Raw genomic sequence first — 15,642 nt, 5'->3', positions numbered from 1 at the left:
ACGCAGGAATGTGACCTCAGTGCGGTGCGGGCCCGGCGACTGCCGCGGCAGATCGGCGCTCTGGCCACATCGTTCGACCGGGCGATGCAACCGGCATCGCCCTGTCGAGGTTGCGTCTACTGGTTCGCCGGGTCCGTCTCCGCCTCGTAGGCCATGCGCGAGACCACCATCAGCAGATTGGCGGACGGCACGGCGAAGATGACGCCGAGCACGATCGCCGCCGTTCCTTCCACGCGAAGCGTTGCGGCTACAGCCCAATAGACGGTGCCTATGCAGATGACTGCCTGGACGGCGAGAAACGCGGCTGCCGAAGCAGCGCGCGTGAGTGTCTTGAATGTCTTGATACGTTGCATCGAGAAATGTCCAATGGACACGCGCCACGCAACCTGCCGACAGCCGATAGCCGTCGCCAGGTCGCGGCGCGAAAGGAATAGTTGAGGTGAGAAAGGTCTGCGACCGCCTGGCTCAGGCAGTTGGTGGCGCGCGAGGCTGATTGGTATGCGAGAGCGGCGCGGCCACAAAGGCAGGCGTGATGCCGGCCTGCGCCGGCAAAGCCCCGCCAGCGACAAGGAAATCGGATGCCGGAGCGAGAATGCCGGGATTGCCGCTGACGAGCTTTACCGGCAGCGGCCGGCCGGCGCGGGCTTCGAGGGCCTGCGCCTTGCCGGCGATCCTCAGCAAGGCAAGCGTTTCGCCCTGCCGCGTCGCGCTGATGCCGGCGCCGCCCGAGGCAAACGCTGTCGAGGCGGAGACCTCAGCCTGGGCGAAGCTCACCAGCGCAAGCGCAAGCAGCGCCATCAGGGCCGAGCACGCGGTCCTGCTTGGCAGCACCGTCGATCTTGCGCGTTCCGGTGCCGTCAACGGGCGTAAATCTCCTGCATGCGGTCCCGGCCTACCTCATGGGATGGTGAAAGGAAAGCTTGCGACGCCCAGACGCGCCCGCCCAGCGAATATTCCCGCGGCAAACCGGTTGCAGGCACTTCGTCCTTGAACCTTGCGGCTTCCGGTGCCAAATCTGGAGAAAATTTCCGCACCGGCTCGCGTCAGGAGCCAACCCGCGAACGGACAAGAATGGTTACCTATCTCGACGCCGCAACGGCCCCCTTGAGAAACACCGGCCAGATCCGCCTCTATGGCGAGGAAGGGTTTGCGGGCATGCGCAAGGCCTGCGATCTCACCGCGCGCTGTCTTGACGAGCTTGTGTCGATGGTGAAGCCCGGCGTCACCACCGAGACCATCGACCGTTTCGTCTTCGAGTTCGGCATGGATCACGGTGCATTGCCGGCCACGCTCAACTATCGCGGCTACACCAAATCGTCCTGCACTTCGATCAATCACGTGGTCTGCCACGGCATTCCTGACAACAAGCCCCTCAAGGACGGCGACATCGTCAACATCGACGTCACCTACATCCTCGACGGCTGGCACGGCGATTCCTCGCGCATGTATCCGGTCGGCACGATCAAGCGCGCCGCCGAGCGCCTGCTCGAGGTGACTTACGAATGCCTGATGCGCGGCATCGCCGCAATCAGGCCCGGCGCTCGCACCGGCGCCATCGGCGCCGCTATCCAAACCTATGCCGAGGCCGAGCGCTGCTCCGTGGTGCGCGACTTCTGTGGCCACGGCGTCGGCCAGCTTTTCCATGACGCGCCGAACATCCTGCATTACGGCACCGTCGGCGAAGGCGTCGAGATGCGGCCCGGCATGATCTTCACCGTCGAGCCGATGATCAATCTCGGCCGCCCGCATGTGAAGGTTTTGTCTGACGGCTGGACGGCGGTGACGCGCGACCGTTCGCTGTCGGCGCAGTACGAGCATACGATCGGCGTCACCGACACCGGCTGCGAGATCTTCACGCTCTCGCCAAAGAAGCTCGATCGGCCCGGCCTGCCGGCCTAGTCTGCCGCAGGCAACGGCATCGGCACGGTCTGATGTCCATAACAATTGGCAAGGCGCGCCTAGGCTATCGAAGCCCGGCAGCATCACCAAGCCCGGCTCCGGTCAGAAGTGCGGACTTGAGGCACCTGGCTCCTGGCAGCAAGGGTCTGTCGAGCCGTCGGGCAAGATAGACCCAACTCTTCGTCGTCCCATTTTCGCCAAGCGCAGCGGCTGAAAGCTGCACGAGCCGCTCTTCGACAAGATCCCGCTCGATCAACCAAAGTGGAAGCCGCCCCCAACCGATGCCTGCTCTGATCAAAGCCAGTTTCGCCTCTTGGCTACCGACCCGCCACTTGCGCTGGGAGAGCACGCCATAGTCGCGGCCATGGGAGCGAGGAGAAGGGTCCATCAGGACGATCTGGATGTGATCGGCCAGCTCTGGCGTACTCACCCGGCCTTTCTTCGCTATCAAGGCCAGAGCGTGCCCAGCACCGACGACCGCCGCCATCGACAGAGGCGCGAGGGAATCGAATTCCAGGCGCGGATCGCGCAGGTCTTCGCCCACCGTTATCGCGAGGTCGACCGTGCCCTGCAGGAGGCAATCGATCGGTTCCCCAAGGGTACCTGTCTGCAACCGGACGCCAACCGTCGGATAGGTGGCGTGGAGGGCTTCAAGAGCCCTGCCGACGGCCGGCAATGGAACAAGCGTGTCCACCATCAGCGCAAGCTCGATTTCAATGCCGCTGCCCATGCCCTGCGCCTTCGCGCGCAGCAGATCGGCGCGTAGAACCAGCGAGCGACAGTCGTCCAGCAGGGCCCGCCCGTCCGAGGTCAAGGTCGGCCGACGAGTCGACCGGTCGAACAGCACCGTCTTGAGTTCGGTCTCCAGATTGGCAATCGCGTGACTTACCGCCGACTGCGCGCGATCGAGCCGCATCGAAGCCAGTCGAAAGCTACCCGCGTCCGCCACGGCCAGGAACATCCGCATCTGATCGAGAGTGAGCGCGTCGAGCATGATCGATCAATTAGATCAGAAAATGCTAACGTTTAGCAATCCCATCGATCATCCCGGTGTGTCATCACTTCCTGGCCTGAGACAGGAGAGCGAAGTGACTGAACGGCTCAAGCTCGCAGCGCTGATCGGCAGCACGCGGGAACGACGCTATGGCGACAAGGTCGGAAACTGGTTTGCCCAAGAGGCGCAGAGACTGGACGAATTCGAACTTTCGCTCATCGATGTTGCAGACATTGATCTGCCCAGCCGGCACTTGGCGGAGCCGACACCGGCGATGAAGGCATTCACCGGTAAGCTCGCCAAGGCAGACGCCTTCGTTGTCGTCACCCCCGAATACAATCACAGCATGCCCGGTCATCTCAAGCACGCTATCGACCAGGCTACTGACGAGTGGCACGCCAAGCCGGTCGGCTTCGTTTCATACGGTGGCGTCTCCGGCGGGTTGAGGGCCGTCGAACATCTTCGCCAGGTATTTGCCGAGCTCCACGCCGTCACCGTCCGGGACGCAGTAAGCTTTCACGGGGTGTGGGAGCATTTTGCCGATGGTGCGGGCCCGCTCGATCCGAAGCGCAGCTCCGGCGCTGTCAAAACCATGCTCCACCAGCTCAAGTGGTGGGCTCTTGCGCTGAAGGAGGCGCGTTCGCGCGCCCCCTATACCGTAGGCTGACATATGGATTCGCAACGCATCACTGCAGGCGCCCTCATGACCATAGCCATGACGCTGGTCGGATCCGGCGTGGTGGCCTCGAAAATCATTGCCGGCGGCATGCACCCTTTCCTCGCCGTTCCCCTCCGTTTCCTGATTTCGACGCCGATCCTCTGGGGACTCGTCTTCCTGACAAGCACGCCGCGGCCGCGGCTCTTGGCAAAGGAATATATCATTGTGATGATTCAGGCGGCCGCGGGCAGCGCGGGCTATAGCATTCTAATGATCCTCGCCTTGACCTTGACGACGAGTGCCAATGCCAGCGTCATCCACGGCCTTCTGCCTGTGTTGGCTGCCCTCGTTGCAACGTTGGCCTTGAAGGAGAGGCTAGGCGGCAAGCTCTGGATCGCGGTCGGCGCTGTCACGGCAGGCGCACTTCTTGTCAATGTCGCCTCTGCTAAGGGCTTTGGCCTCGATCTGAAGCTGCTAGCGGGTAACCTGCTGGTGGTCCTCGCTGTTTCCGGCGAAGCACTGTTTGCGATCCTGAACAAGAGAATCAGCAAGCCGCTGGCGCCGCTCTATCTCGCGGCGCTGATGAGCAGCATTTCGCTGCTGCTGACCTTGCCGCTCGCCGCCGCCCTTGCCGCGTCTAGCACCGTTGCAGCAGCACCTGCCGCCCTATTGGCGACAGTCTATATCAGCATTTTTCCCACCGTGATCGGCTTCTGGCTCTGGTATTCAGGAGCCGCGCGCGCCAGCGGCGGAGAGGCTGGCGTGTTCATGGCAGTGCTGCCGGTCGCGGCACTCGCGCTCTCGTTTCTTCTTCTCGGCGAGACCATCACGACGATCCACATTCTCGGAACCGCCCTTGTCGTCCTCGGCATCGCTGTTTCGGTCAGCGGGGCAAGAACAGTGAAGAAACAGGCTGCCGAAGGTGCTCATGTTTAACGCTCGCCAATAGGCGATGCAGCCCTCATCGTCACGGCGTCTTGATATGTCCCAGCAACGCTCCCGGCTACTTTCTTGAAATGATCGAGAACCGTTTCGCGTTTCAGAATCATGCTTTAGTCTCTGACAAAGGTCTTCTTTCGATCAGCGATGTGGGCGGGCGATGGGAAAAGTCGAGGACGAGCGGGCGTTTTTCTCTGAAGCCTGGGTAGAGCCGCCGAAGAAAGAGGTGGCGCCTGTTGAGAAGCCGCACTACCACGGCCATCGTGATCGTCTGCGCGAACGCTTCTTGGCCGGCGGTCCGGACGCCCTGCCCGACTATGAACTGCTTGAGCTGCTTCTCTTCCGGCTGATCCCGCGCGTCGACACCAAGCCGATCGCCAAGGCGCTGATCGCGCGCTTTGGTTCGCTTGCCGAAGTGCTCGGCGCGCCGGCGTCCCTGCTCGAGGAAGTGAAGGGCATCGGGCCGACGGTGGCGACCGATCTGAAAGTCATCGCCGCCACGGCGCAGCGCATGGCGCGCGGCGAAGTGCGCGGCCGCGAGGTTCTGTCGAACTGGACGCAGCTTCTCGATTATTGCCGCTCGGCGATGGCCTTCGAAGCCCGCGAGCAGTTCCGCATTCTCTTCCTCGACAAGAAGAATGGGCTGATCGCCGACGAGGTGCAGCAGACCGGCACGGTCGACCATACGCCTGTCTATCCGCGCGAGGTGGTCAAGCGCGCGCTCGAACTTTCCGCCAGCGCGATCATTCTGGTGCATAACCATCCGTCCGGCGACCCGACGCCCTCGCGCGCCGACATCGACATGACCAAGCAGATCATCGACACGGCCAAGCCGCTCGGCATCGCCGTGCACGACCACATCATCATCGGCCGCAAGGGCAATGCCTCGATGAAGGGCCTGCTGCTGATCTGACAGTCCCGAATATCAGCTGGAAATCATCCGACGGCGGGCACCTCGCGGGCAATGGCTCGATCGAGACGCGTTGACGTTAGTTCATCAAAAGCACCAGAGCGGGATGCAGCTTCTTCAGGTTCGGCAATGATTTCGATTGCCAGGGTATGTCGGGCGTTCCGCGCACGACAAGTCGAACATCGGGATGCTTGCGCACCTCGATGGTAAATTTCGCCAGCAGGTTGATGCCGGAAGAGTTGAGAAAGTGAAGGTCCTTCAAATTGAGTGTGATGGAAGCGGGATTTGAGGCAAGAACACTGGTCGCCAAAGCCGTGATCGGCGCACCCGCCTCGGAACTGGCAAGCCGCATTGCACCGTCGAAAAAGATATCGCTTCCCTCAGTCCACACGCGGTAGTCGTCTGTCTTGATTTCCATATCTGGCTTCGCTTCATCTAGTTGTGAGTTTGCGAGATCGGAATGGAGGCATATGTTTCCAGGCAAATACGATCGTTTTCATCGGCGGGGCTGAATATCCAGGCCAAGCGCGCGCCATAGTCGCTCATTAACGTCAGCAATCCAAGCCCGGAGCTCCCCACGTCGGGGTTCGCGGCATTCGCCTCAATCCGCTGTATCAGCAGGTCCTTTGGGTCGCCAACCGTGATGTCCGCCAGAAGGCTTTGGAACTCGGACGCGATTTCACCATCGACGTCATTCGACACCTTCAGCTTGAAGCACTCCGAATCCATCGACGCCTCAACCACGATTTCGCCTGGTGCGCGGAACTTGACGGCGTTTTCGATGAGTTCGTTGACCAGATATCCGATGCTATGCCGCACCTCCATGTAGTCATTGCGCGACGACTGAAAGCGCAACGCGAAAAGATCGGCAATGAAGTCCGAGGTCGTGGCGCAATGACGCCAACTCAAGTCGAGAGGTCCGTCGAACAGCCGCACGCGACTGACGCTCCCCTTCATCCCGATTGCAATGTCAGGCGTACCGAACAGCGCTGTCATCCTACGTATGCCTTATGATCACGAGTGTGATGTCGTCGTGGATCTTCTGGATTCCGATATGGGCCATCAAATCCTCGATGATCCCGGTCTTGATGTCCTCGGCGCTCCTGCCATGGCGCTTTTGCACGCTCTTGCAGAGGCGATCGAACCCGAACAGTCTTCTGTCTTCATCTTCCGCCTCGGTCACACCGTCGGTGTGCAACACGATTACGTCGCCGCTCCCGAACACGATGTCTCGCGTGTCAACAAACTGCGAGATGTCGTTCTCCAGGCCAACGGGCAGACCCAGATCAAGCGTGTCGATACGTTCGACGTCCCCATCCGCACGCACGACCAGAATGTCCTCGTGCTGGCCGGATAGCGTTACCCGCCCGTCCTCAAAGTCAAGAAAGGCCAGCGAGAGATGCTTGTCGGTGTTCGTCCGCTCGATGTTCTTGTAGATGGCACTGTTCAGACGAACCAGAAACTGATGCGGATCGCCTTCGTTGGCCTCCTGCAGCGCGCGTGCAACGGATTGGACCATCAGCATCAGCACGCCGCTCTCGAGACCATGACCGGTCACGTCGCCGATGCCTATCTTGACCCGTGATCCGTTCTGGAGGACGTCGTAGTAGTCCCCGCCCACCTCGTCGGCCGGCCGCATGTAGGCCGCGATCTCCAGCCCCGGAATCGCTTCGAGTTCGAACGGTTTCGGCAGGACCATCATCTGGATTTGCCTGGCGACCGCGAGTTCGGCGCCGAGACGAACGTTCTCGTCCCGCAGCTTTTCGTTGAGCGCGGAAATCTCCTGATTTGCGTCGCCGAGTTCCCTGGTGCGTTCGTCGACGAGTTGCTCGAGGTTTTCCGTGTGAAAGCTGATCTGCTCGGCCATACGGTTGAAGGCGACTCCGACCGCTCCAACCTCGTCGCGCGTTGGAACGCGAACGCGGACCGAATAATCTTTGGACTGTAGCCTCTGGGCGGCGCTGGCAAGCGCCCTGAGGCCGGCCGTGATCCGCTTGGAGATCCCGAGCACTGCCGCAAAGACAATCAGAAGCGAAACGACGATGGCGGCGACCTGAAAGAGCAGGATACGATTGGTCGCGCGGGAAATACTCTTTTGCGCGGCGACCAGGGACGCATAGATTTCGCGTTCTGGAACGACGATTCCGACCGACATCGTTTCAGACTTGATCGGTCCCGAGCTCCACAGATTGGTCGGCTTCAATCTTTTGAGGACAACTATGTAGGGTACGTGTTCGCCCTTGTTGTCGAGCATGATATGCTGAATGACACCGTCATTGTTCTGGTCGAGCGGCAGCGACGCGATGGCCGGCTGCGTGCTTCCCCGCAGCGACCTCTCCAGCCCGGTGACGCCCTGCGTGCCCGCATCGTTGGACGAAGTCAGGCCTATGATCGCCTCGCCCGATGGATTGATCGCCACTACATTGCCGGTCGACATGGTGAGGAAGCCGAACCCGGTTTCGGCGATCTTGACGCGCTCGACGACTTCCGCGAGCTGATCGAGAGTGATGTCTGCACCCGCTACACCGGCGATACCGGTACGGTCCCGCGTCCACAGCGGGTGGAAGAAACTGACGATCAGCTTTCCCGTGATCGCATCGGTGTAGGGCGCCGTCTGAGTGATGTCGTCGGGGACTGGACGCGAGGCTGGATCCCTCGCCCATTGCTGCCATGACCCGTAGATCCCCGGAAAGAAGAACTCCCAGAACTCCGCCTTGTTGTGGCCTGGATAGAGTCGATCGAAGGTCTGCGCCTGGTCCGTATACGGTACCGTCCTGAAGATCGGCCGTTCCTTCGGACCAATATAGTACATCTGCAGTTTTGGCGATCCGCTGGCCATAAGGGTCGGCGCGACGAGATCCAGAACGGTACTGTCTTCGATTTCCTGCTCAACGCTCGGCAGCGGCGTGTGGTCGGCGCCCAGCAGGTAGCCCCAGACGCTAATCACGGAAGGCGCGCCCGGCAGGTTCTGCGCCCAATCGCCCTTCGCGTCATAGACGACCTTCACCGAGCCGGGTGCTTCATGCGAAAGGGTTGCTCCGACCTGTCGCTGCCGGCTCGGATCGTCGGTCTGGGCCTGCAGGACGCCGGCCAGCGCTTTCACGTCCCCATGAACTCGATCGAGCAGGAGGTCGACGCTTAACGCTGTCGAGTCGGCATAGGAGCGAATGTATTCCTGATTTGCGGTGGTCAGGCCCTCACCGACTTCCGACGTGGCGTCGCGCGACAGCTTTTGAACGTTCCAGAGCGCCAGGCCACCGCTCAGCAGGAGGTCGAACAGCACGGCGCCGCCGACGACCAATACGAATTTCGCCCGGAAGGAGCGCAGGCCGAAGCGCGGTGTAGGCTGATCGTCGGCTTTCATTGCGGCCTTCGCCCCGATGCGACCCAGATCGGCCAACCCGCATAACCCTTGGGGTGTAGCGCAGCGAATATGTGATCCTGGAAGCCCTGCCGGAACCGTGCAACGAACTCCGGCCCGTCGCCGCGTTTGGTTGCCATCTCGCCGGCATACACATCGGCCCATGCTACAATGACATCGGCGAAGTCCTGCGCATCTCCGTCCAAGTTGGTGACCGTGAAGGTCTCGACACGTATGTCGTCGAATCCGGCTTCGATCAGATATCGGCGACTCTTGGGCCCGAGCTCAACGTCCATTTCGAAATGCGCGAACAGCTTCGCCACTTCATTGTATGTCCAACGGATGCTTTCGGCGCGCGGCTCGCCGAGGCAATGCGAATTCTTCTCGTTGGTGATGTAGACCCGCCCGCCTGGCTTGCATATGCGGTAGAGTTCCTTGAGGATGAGTTCCGGTCGATTGAAGATTTGAAGCGAATGTCGGCAGGTGACCAAGTCGAACTGCTCCTCGTCGAGCAGCATTTCCGAGGCATCGCCATAAGTATATTCGATGCCCCGGATATCGAACTCCCGCATCACGCGTCGGGCGTAGTCTAGGCTTGATATGGAGTGGTCGAGGGCGACAATCCGCGACGGCTGGAACTCTTTCTGCACGAGCACGGCGAAATCACCGATCCCGCAACAGATGTCGGCCATAACGATCCCGGGTCTCATGCCATGTCGCGGCAGGATTGCACGCTCGTGGCGCCAGGTCATCTTTGTCTGCGTGCGCAGGATTGGAACGAACCCGCCTTCCTCGAGGAAGCCCTGCCCTGGATAGAATTCGCTGTCATACTCCTCGACCGTGATGTTCGGTTCGATTCCGCTCAGCCGACCGAATTTTCGCGAGGTCCATCCGACGACGCTCGACGTGATGACAACAAATTTGAGATCGGGTCGAGCGCGACAGGCATCGATGATGATCCTCGAAAAGGCGTAAAATGCAGCGTTGTTCATCTGCGCCAAGCGCCTGACATTGACGTAGAGAACGCCGCGTACTCGGCCGATCGCATCGCGAAGCAATGCCAGGCTAGGCCCAAGCTCATCGATCGCCTGAGGCCGGACCACCCCAGATATTGAGAACTCCTGGTTGTTCGCATCGTACTGCGCCTTGAAGCGCGCGTGCAGGTTGTAAGGGCTCAATGTTGCAGGCCCTCAAGCGGAAGATCCACGACGAGCGTGATCGCATCGCCGTCGGCTTCCTCGACCCTGAGTGCCGCGTTGTAGTCGACAGCCAGTTCCAGGAGTACCACCTCCCGGCTGGGCGCCAGATCCCCAGACACAGAATTGAGATATCGCTCCTTGGCCTCAAATCCCGCGACTTGCGAAACGGCTTCTTCGTAGAATTGGCGCTCCTCCGGCATGCAGGGAAATGTCAGTTCGATCCTGTCCGTCGCGCCATAGCGAGACACCCTGCATGCCAGTTCGCCGTCGGCGTGGCGGGTACGAAAGGCGACTTCCAGTAATTCGTTGAACGCAGAGGAAAAGAGATTCGAATGCCGCACCGAGTCTGATCTGTTTTGACTGATCATCCGGGCTATGTACGTCGAGACATAATCGCAGTGTTTCCAAGCGGAGACAAAAGTCTTGATTTCCATGTCGATCTGGATCATCGGCTCAAAAGTCGGTTCGCCAACCGGGTCATGATGAACAGATCCCATCCGCATCCTCTCCTATTCCATCCGTATTTGAGCCCAGGTGACGCGATGAACTCCGGGACGGAAATTTGACCGCCTCGTGATGAGCCAGTCCCGCATTGCGCGGCATCTAGCTCGATCGTTTTTACAGCCCTCCGATTTACAAACGGTGCAAGTGGCTAGCGCGCCCGATTTGATTCCTCCATCGCTTCCAGCCCCTTCGGCGGCGACCGCCTGATGAAATCGCCGGTTGCCTCGGATCCGAGCGGCCGTCCCATGAAATTGCCTTGCAGGTAATCGCAATTTTCCTTGATCAGCCACCGTGCCTGCGCCGCCGTCTCGACCCCCTCGGCGGTGACGCTTATTCCCAGGCCGTGCGCCAGACTTATGATCGATCGCACAATCGTTTGGCTCTTTAGATCCGTCTCCAGATCCGCGATGAAGTATTGATCTATCTTCAAGGTATCGAACGGAAAATTCTTAAGGTAGCTCAAGGATGAATAGTATGTTCCAAAATCGTCGAGCGAGATTCGTATTCCCAGGACATTCAAAGTATTCAATGTATCTATGTTGTCTATAGTCTTCTCAAGAAGAACCGTTTCGGTGATCTCGAGTTCAAGCCTTTCAGCCCGGATTCCAACTGCGTCGATGATCTGAGCGACCGTGTCCGTCAGCGAACCGCTCAGGAACTGAGCCGGCGACAGGTTGACTGCGACTGTCAGCGCGGAAGGCCAGGCCAATGCCTGGCGACAAGCTTGCTCGAGCACCCATCGTCCAATTTCGTCCATCAGACCGTCCGCTTCGGCGATCGGAATGAACACGCCGGGCGGAATGATTCCGATCTCGGGGTGCCGCCACCGCAGCAGCGCTTCGAAACCAATCACCGACGAAGGAGGCCTGATGAGCGGCTGATAGTCCAGGTAAAGCTCGCCCCGCTCCAGCGCGGTTCGAAGGCTGCGCCTCAGATTTTCGCGTTGCTCAAGCAACAACAGCATCGAGCGATTGAACGTTCGAGCGCAGCCGCGACCATCCGTCTTGGCTGCGTAAAGAGCAATATCTGCCGCCTTCATCAGCTGCTCGCCATCGGTCCCGTGCTCCGGCCCGAAAGCGATTCCGATACTTGAACCGACGAAGACGGGAATGCCGTTGATGACGAAAGGGTCCTTGAACGCGTTGACCAGCGATGTGGCGAGGCGCTCGGCTTCCGCGGGCTGCTCCTTGCCCAATTGGATGACGGCGAATTCGTCGCCGGCATACCGGTACGCAGATTCGCCGTCCTCCAGCGCGTCGCGGATTCGACCTGCCGCAAGTTGCAGAAGCGTATCGCCTGCCCCATGGCCGAGCGTGTCGTTGACCGCTTTGAAATCGTCAAGATCGATTTGCAGCAGGGCGGCTTTCGGCTGAGATCCGCCGATGGCCGCCAGCGCTTGCTGCAGCCGCTCACCGAATCGCCGTCGATTCTGCAGTCCGGTCAGCACGTCGTGCGTCGCCTGATGGAGCAGAATCATATGCTCCTGCTCCTGCGCCGCGCTGCGCTCCCCCTGCTCCCGGGATTCAATGATTCCCACGCCATCTGCAGTGCCGAAGACGAAAACGGAGCGGGGCGCTTCGCCCAATGAGCGCGGCAGGTCAATGCTTGCCGCAGAGCTGCCCTGGAACACCCGAAGAAATTCGTCGCGGCACCTCGTATCGAGGAAGCTTGGATAGATCTCCCAAATGGCGGCGCCTGGCACCACCGCACCTCCGTACAGGCGTTTAAGCCTGGCGGCGTAGTGAGTTAGGCGGAAGTCGCTATCATAGAACGATAGAAGTTCGGTCGTATTCGCCAACAGGTTAGCGAGAAGCGCTTCGCCGGCACGTGAACCATCGCTTGAGGAAGACTCCTCATTCTGCGTGCCGACGCCTGATGCCTCTGAACGCAAAAGCCACCTCCGTAGGCGGTGAAAATTAGCGTCCCCCAGTTTAGAAATAGCATAAGTAACAAGCTTGGCAAACTTTCAACTCGCTATTTCAACAAGCGCGGCATGCGCTGTAATTGCAATGGCTGCTCCGCTGTGATTGGCGGCAGGTTATTCCACGATGGTGGTTCATTCATTGTTAATAAATCGCGGATCGACAGATAATCGGCGTCGCGCCAGGCCTGATTCGAAATATTGCGACCCACAGGACAGAGCGGAGTTCGCGGCCTGGGATCGATCACAGACCTAGTGTTTCGAAATCGGCTTTCTCAAAAATCTGGTTTTCAGCCACGTTTTCGACGGTCCGCTCTGGTAGGGGCTATCGGCGCGTTTCGAGATGACGCCGTCGAGCTCGGTTTTCTCGGTGGCGCGAAAGATCGCGAGCGCGTCGCCCTCAAAATGCTCGCTGTATTGGATCTTGCCGAGGCCAGGCTCAACCAGTCGCCACAGCGCTTGCTTGCGTTGCAGCAGGGGTAAGGGGATAAGATTGCGACCGTCGAGATGGAGGATGTCGAAAGCGACGAACACCAGCCGGCTCGGCTCGTTCCAGATCGCGGCTTCCAGCTCAGGAGAACCGGGCGAGCCCCGCTCGCCTGAGACAATCACCTCGCCGTCGAGAATGGCAGCCCGGCATGGCAGGTCGACAGCTAGCGCGATGGGCCAGTATTTAGTCGTCCAGTCGCGTCCGTTCTTGTTGTAAAGACGCGCGCCGTTCTTATCAATGATGATTTGCGTGCGGTAGCCGTCGAATTTGGCCTCGTGGACCCACCCTTCATCTTCGGGCGGCCGCTCGACAAGAGTTGGTATCTGCGGCGGAATGAACTCCAGCCGTTCGTCGTCGACCTTGTCACGCTGACTCAACTACGCCACCATCTTTGCCGGATAGCGGTGGCGCGAGCGGCACAGGCGATCTGGTATCCATTTGGACACCTGCCGCCTGTGCCTTGCCCCCACTAAGCCATTCTGCGACGGAATGAACACCGGCCAGCCGCCCCTCGGCCATTGGCACGCTTACTCAACTACGCCACACCTTCGACGGATAGCGGTAGCGCGAGCGGCACAGGCGATCCGATGTCCCCCAACTTGGACATCTGCCGCCTGTGCCGAGCCCCCACTAAGCCATCGAGCCCCCACTAGGCCATTCTGCGGCGGAATGAACACCAACCGGCCGCCTCGGCCTTGGCACGCTAACTCACTTACGCCTTTGACGGTTTGCGGCGGCGCGGTCGGCACAGGCGGTGCGATATTCCCCCCAACTTGGAAACCTGCCGCCTGTGCCGAGCCCCCCGCTAAGTCACAGCGAACATCTACGAATAAGGCCGCGCTGTCGTTAGCTGCGCATCCAGATACTTATCCGGGCGTACATATCTCGATCGGCACGGCATCTCTCGCCAGGGATTTTGCCCAATGGGGTACCGCCAGCCAAGGATCGCTTGCCCGGCAAGGATTGTCGCCGGATCCAGTATCACTCCGGGCATACTGATGAAACGTCCGCCGCGGATGCTATGATCAGCTTCCAAGCGCCTTGAGCCATCCTTCAAACGAGGAGGTCTTCTCGTGCTCGCCAAGCGAAACAGAGTGGGCGGGGCGCGGCAACACCGTCGTCCTGCGCCCTTCGCGGGGGCTGTAACCGAACTCCTTGCTGAACGCCCGGCTGAAATTTGCCGCTGAACTGAACCCGAAGGCCTCCGCAATTTGAACGATGCGCCGGCTGTCCGCCGGATCGCTGAGCGCAACATGGGCCGCTAGAAGTCGGCGACTTTGAATGTAATGGAGCACCCCACCGCTCGGTTCGAACAGCTGGTAGAGACGAGATCGCGAAACACCGAGCGCCCGGCACATTGAATCCGGCGTCAGATGAGCCGCTTCCAGGTTGTTCTGGACGTATCGACGGGCCCGCTCCATCAGCGCGACACTCGCCAGTTGTTCGGCCGCAGCCGCATGTTCGGCCGGCGGCGCTAGGCACGCAATGATCATGCTGCGGGTTGCGTGTACGATGCGAGGCAGGTCGTCAGCGGTGAGGCTGCGCAGTCTTGTTACGATGCCGTCGACATAGTCGATCAAAAGGTTTGCAAAATTGCCGGAAAGAATTGAATTGTTGTTTGCGTCGAGGGTTGCCGCCGCGTCGGCGAACAAATCACGCGGCAAATATAGAACGAGACTTTCGGATTCGGTCATCCTCCCGCGAAACGGGTAACCTAGCGACCTGATCTCAAGTTTGCCCGGCTGGCCCTCCGCGACACGGCGATTGACCTCCGTCCACGACCGGCCGGTATGTGGCAAGACGACATACCAATGATCGATCGAGCTGGACCGAAGCTTTGCGGCGGAACGGATATAACTGTGCGCCGGCGTCCGCTGTTCGACGATCAGCATGCCGCCGAGATTCCAAGCCTTGTGCGCTGCGGGGAAGCCGTCGTCCAGCGATTTGTCATCCGGCAGCCTGACCTCGACAAGCGGTGCCACATGCGCTTGCCAAGCGGGGAATTGATCCTCTGCTGCCAGTTCGAGTGTTGAAAAGGACAGCGGTTCCAGTGCCGGCGCGATTGGCCGAGCCGCCTCGTTGTCGGGTTGAACGTCGCGAGGCCAACGCCGTCGCTCACGCTCCGGTACAGGCCCGGTATGCGCCTCGTCTTGCTCCTTAGCGTCCATCGCGCGTGGTGCCATATCCGATTCCGGTATGCCCATGCCCCCGCAATCATGTGGTGTATCCCGGGATCTGGCAAGCCTGTGGACCGCATCGTCGATCACGCTGGGTTACAATAAGAAATGCATCCCGAGATAAGTTTCTGGATACGAGGCTAACGACACACTTCAGACCGGCGCCTATAGATTCCGACATCGTGAAAGCGACGTTGAGGAGACCAGGTAATGAATGAAAAAGTCAAAGGAGAAGCTCGCCGCAAGATAATTCTTGATGGATATGTCAACAACGAGCCTTTGAAAGACATTGCGGCAAAGCTCGGATGCTCACTGGCGAGTTTGAAAGTCAGCGCCAGCAAACTTGGCTGCACTCGCGCCCCGAAAGAGGCGGCTGACTTTCGACGCGGCTTTCGTATACCTGACAACAAACGGCAAGACTATTACCAGCTCATGCGGGTCGGCCAATATAGATCTCGGGACTGCGCACAGATTTTGGGATTATTGACAACACAATCGCCGAGCATGGAGTAACCTTACTAGAAGCTGGGGACAACATCTTTTCAAGCCTCGGTGACAAGGCCCCGCCGCAAAGTACGGGCGGCGGGCCC

16 protein-coding genes are annotated in these 15,642 nt (G+C 59.9%); 5 read left to right on the top strand and 11 right to left on the bottom strand.

What is annotated here, in order from left to right:
• Positions 1 to 116 precede the first annotated feature (116 nt).
• Both CK215_RS01425 and CK215_RS01420 read right to left on the bottom strand, forming a co-directional pair.
• Entirely contained in the window at positions 117 to 353 is a 237-nt protein-coding gene (locus tag CK215_RS01425) for a hypothetical protein (RefSeq protein ID WP_095829882.1), read from the bottom strand.
• Positions 354 to 465: 112 nt separating this feature from the next.
• Positions 466 to 861 (bottom strand): hypothetical protein, encoded by a 396-nt coding sequence (locus CK215_RS01420; protein ID WP_245418582.1) that lies wholly within the window; start codon positions 859 to 861, stop codon positions 466 to 468.
• Between the two features lie 210 nt (positions 862 to 1,071).
• On the opposite strand from CK215_RS01420, the gene map reads away from it, so the two are divergent.
• Positions 1,072 to 1,899 (top strand): type I methionyl aminopeptidase, encoded by an 828-nt coding sequence (gene map / locus CK215_RS01415; protein ID WP_095829880.1) that lies wholly within the window; start codon positions 1,072 to 1,074, stop codon positions 1,897 to 1,899.
• 64 nt (positions 1,900 to 1,963) lie between these two features.
• Here map and CK215_RS01410 read toward each other — a convergent pair whose 3' ends face one another.
• Positions 1,964 to 2,893: a LysR family transcriptional regulator gene (locus CK215_RS01410; RefSeq protein ID WP_095829879.1), complete on the bottom strand. Its 930-nt coding sequence runs from the start codon at positions 2,891 to 2,893 to the stop codon at positions 1,964 to 1,966.
• Here CK215_RS01410 and CK215_RS01405 point away from each other — a divergent pair.
• The 3 genes from CK215_RS01405 (at position 2,892) to radC (ending at position 5,403) form a co-directional block, all read left to right on the top strand.
• Positions 2,892 to 3,560, top strand: coding sequence for an NAD(P)H-dependent oxidoreductase (locus CK215_RS01405; protein ID WP_245418581.1), 669 nt, complete (start codon positions 2,892 to 2,894; stop codon positions 3,558 to 3,560). The genes CK215_RS01410 and CK215_RS01405 overlap by 2 nt on opposite strands.
• Positions 3,561 to 3,596: 36 nt before the next feature.
• A complete protein-coding gene (locus tag CK215_RS01400) occupies positions 3,597 to 4,487 on the top strand; it encodes a DMT family transporter (protein ID WP_170950194.1) in 891 nt (296 codons plus the stop codon).
• Between the two features lie 163 nt (positions 4,488 to 4,650).
• Positions 4,651 to 5,403, top strand: a complete 753-nt coding sequence (gene radC / locus CK215_RS01395) for a DNA repair protein RadC (protein WP_095829877.1) — start codon at positions 4,651 to 4,653, stop codon at positions 5,401 to 5,403.
• Between the two features lie 76 nt (positions 5,404 to 5,479).
• Here the strand turns inward: radC and CK215_RS01390 are convergent, their stop codons facing one another.
• From CK215_RS01390 to CK215_RS01355, 8 genes are all read right to left on the bottom strand, one after another.
• A complete protein-coding gene (locus CK215_RS01390) occupies positions 5,480 to 5,818 on the bottom strand; it encodes a hypothetical protein (protein ID WP_067000080.1) in 339 nt (112 codons plus the stop codon).
• A 17-nt stretch (positions 5,819 to 5,835) separates the two neighbouring features.
• Positions 5,836 to 6,396: an ATP-binding protein gene (locus tag CK215_RS01385; protein WP_170950193.1), complete on the bottom strand. Its 561-nt coding sequence runs from the start codon at positions 6,394 to 6,396 to the stop codon at positions 5,836 to 5,838.
• 1 nt (position 6,397) lies between these two features.
• Positions 6,398 to 8,764: a SpoIIE family protein phosphatase gene (locus tag CK215_RS01380; protein WP_095830152.1), complete on the bottom strand. Its 2,367-nt coding sequence runs from the start codon at positions 8,762 to 8,764 to the stop codon at positions 6,398 to 6,400.
• A complete protein-coding gene (locus tag CK215_RS01375; RefSeq protein WP_095829876.1) occupies positions 8,761 to 9,939 on the bottom strand; it encodes a class I SAM-dependent methyltransferase in 1,179 nt (392 codons plus the stop codon). The genes CK215_RS01380 and CK215_RS01375 overlap by 4 nt, the downstream gene beginning before the upstream one ends.
• Positions 9,936 to 10,457, bottom strand: coding sequence for a ubiquinone biosynthesis methyltransferase UbiE (locus CK215_RS01370; RefSeq protein WP_095829875.1), 522 nt, complete (start codon positions 10,455 to 10,457; stop codon positions 9,936 to 9,938). Before CK215_RS01370 ends, CK215_RS01375 begins: the two co-directional genes overlap by 4 nt.
• 155 nt (positions 10,458 to 10,612) lie before the next feature.
• Positions 10,613 to 12,262 (bottom strand): bifunctional diguanylate cyclase/phosphodiesterase, encoded by a 1,650-nt coding sequence (locus CK215_RS01365; protein ID WP_095830151.1) that lies wholly within the window; start codon positions 12,260 to 12,262, stop codon positions 10,613 to 10,615.
• A gap of 375 nt (positions 12,263 to 12,637) precedes the next feature.
• Complete coding sequence (locus CK215_RS01360) at positions 12,638 to 13,252, bottom strand: DNA ligase (RefSeq protein ID WP_095829874.1); 615 nt, start codon at positions 13,250 to 13,252, stop codon at positions 12,638 to 12,640.
• A 648-nt stretch (positions 13,253 to 13,900) separates the two neighbouring features.
• Positions 13,901 to 15,058: an AraC family transcriptional regulator gene (locus tag CK215_RS01355; RefSeq protein WP_245299691.1), complete on the bottom strand. Its 1,158-nt coding sequence runs from the start codon at positions 15,056 to 15,058 to the stop codon at positions 13,901 to 13,903.
• 204 nt (positions 15,059 to 15,262) lie between these two features.
• Here CK215_RS01355 and CK215_RS30580 point away from each other — a divergent pair, with 204 nt between their 5' ends.
• Positions 15,263 to 15,565 carry a hypothetical protein gene (locus CK215_RS30580; protein WP_127214219.1) on the top strand — a complete coding sequence of 101 codons (303 nt, stop codon included), beginning with the start codon at positions 15,263 to 15,265 and terminating at the stop codon, positions 15,563 to 15,565.
• Positions 15,566 to 15,642 lie beyond the last annotated feature (77 nt).

Source organism: Mesorhizobium sp. WSM3864, assembly GCF_002294955.1.
Taxonomy (GTDB): domain Bacteria; phylum Pseudomonadota; class Alphaproteobacteria; order Rhizobiales; family Rhizobiaceae; genus Mesorhizobium.
This window is presented reverse-complemented; position numbering and strand designations above follow the sequence as displayed.

Bases quoted from the DNA above. Each gene is read 5' to 3' on its own strand.
- CK215_RS01355 (WP_245299691.1), bottom strand. From the start codon at position 15,058: ATGGCACCACGCGCGATGGACGCTAAGGAGCAAGACGAGGCGCATACC.
- CK215_RS01425 (WP_095829882.1), bottom strand. From the start codon at position 353: ATGCAACGTATCAAGACATTCAAGACACTCACGCGCGCTGCTTCGGCA.
- CK215_RS30580 (WP_127214219.1), top strand. From the start codon at position 15,263: ATGAATGAAAAAGTCAAAGGAGAAGCTCGCCGCAAGATAATTCTTGAT.
- CK215_RS01410 (WP_095829879.1), bottom strand. From the start codon at position 2,893: ATGCTCGACGCGCTCACTCTCGATCAGATGCGGATGTTCCTGGCCGTG.
- CK215_RS01405 (WP_245418581.1), top strand. From the start codon at position 2,892: ATGATCGATCAATTAGATCAGAAAATGCTAACGTTTAGCAATCCCATC.
- radC (WP_095829877.1), top strand. From the start codon at position 4,651: ATGGGAAAAGTCGAGGACGAGCGGGCGTTTTTCTCTGAAGCCTGGGTA.
- CK215_RS01380 (WP_095830152.1), bottom strand. From the start codon at position 8,764: ATGAAAGCCGACGATCAGCCTACACCGCGCTTCGGCCTGCGCTCCTTC.
- CK215_RS01390 (WP_067000080.1), bottom strand. From the start codon at position 5,818: ATGGAAATCAAGACAGACGACTACCGCGTGTGGACTGAGGGAAGCGAT.
- map (WP_095829880.1), top strand. From the start codon at position 1,072: ATGGTTACCTATCTCGACGCCGCAACGGCCCCCTTGAGAAACACCGGC.
- CK215_RS01400 (WP_170950194.1), top strand. From the start codon at position 3,597: ATGACCATAGCCATGACGCTGGTCGGATCCGGCGTGGTGGCCTCGAAA.
- CK215_RS01370 (WP_095829875.1), bottom strand. From the start codon at position 10,457: ATGGGATCTGTTCATCATGACCCGGTTGGCGAACCGACTTTTGAGCCG.
- CK215_RS01385 (WP_170950193.1), bottom strand. From the start codon at position 6,396: ATGACAGCGCTGTTCGGTACGCCTGACATTGCAATCGGGATGAAGGGG.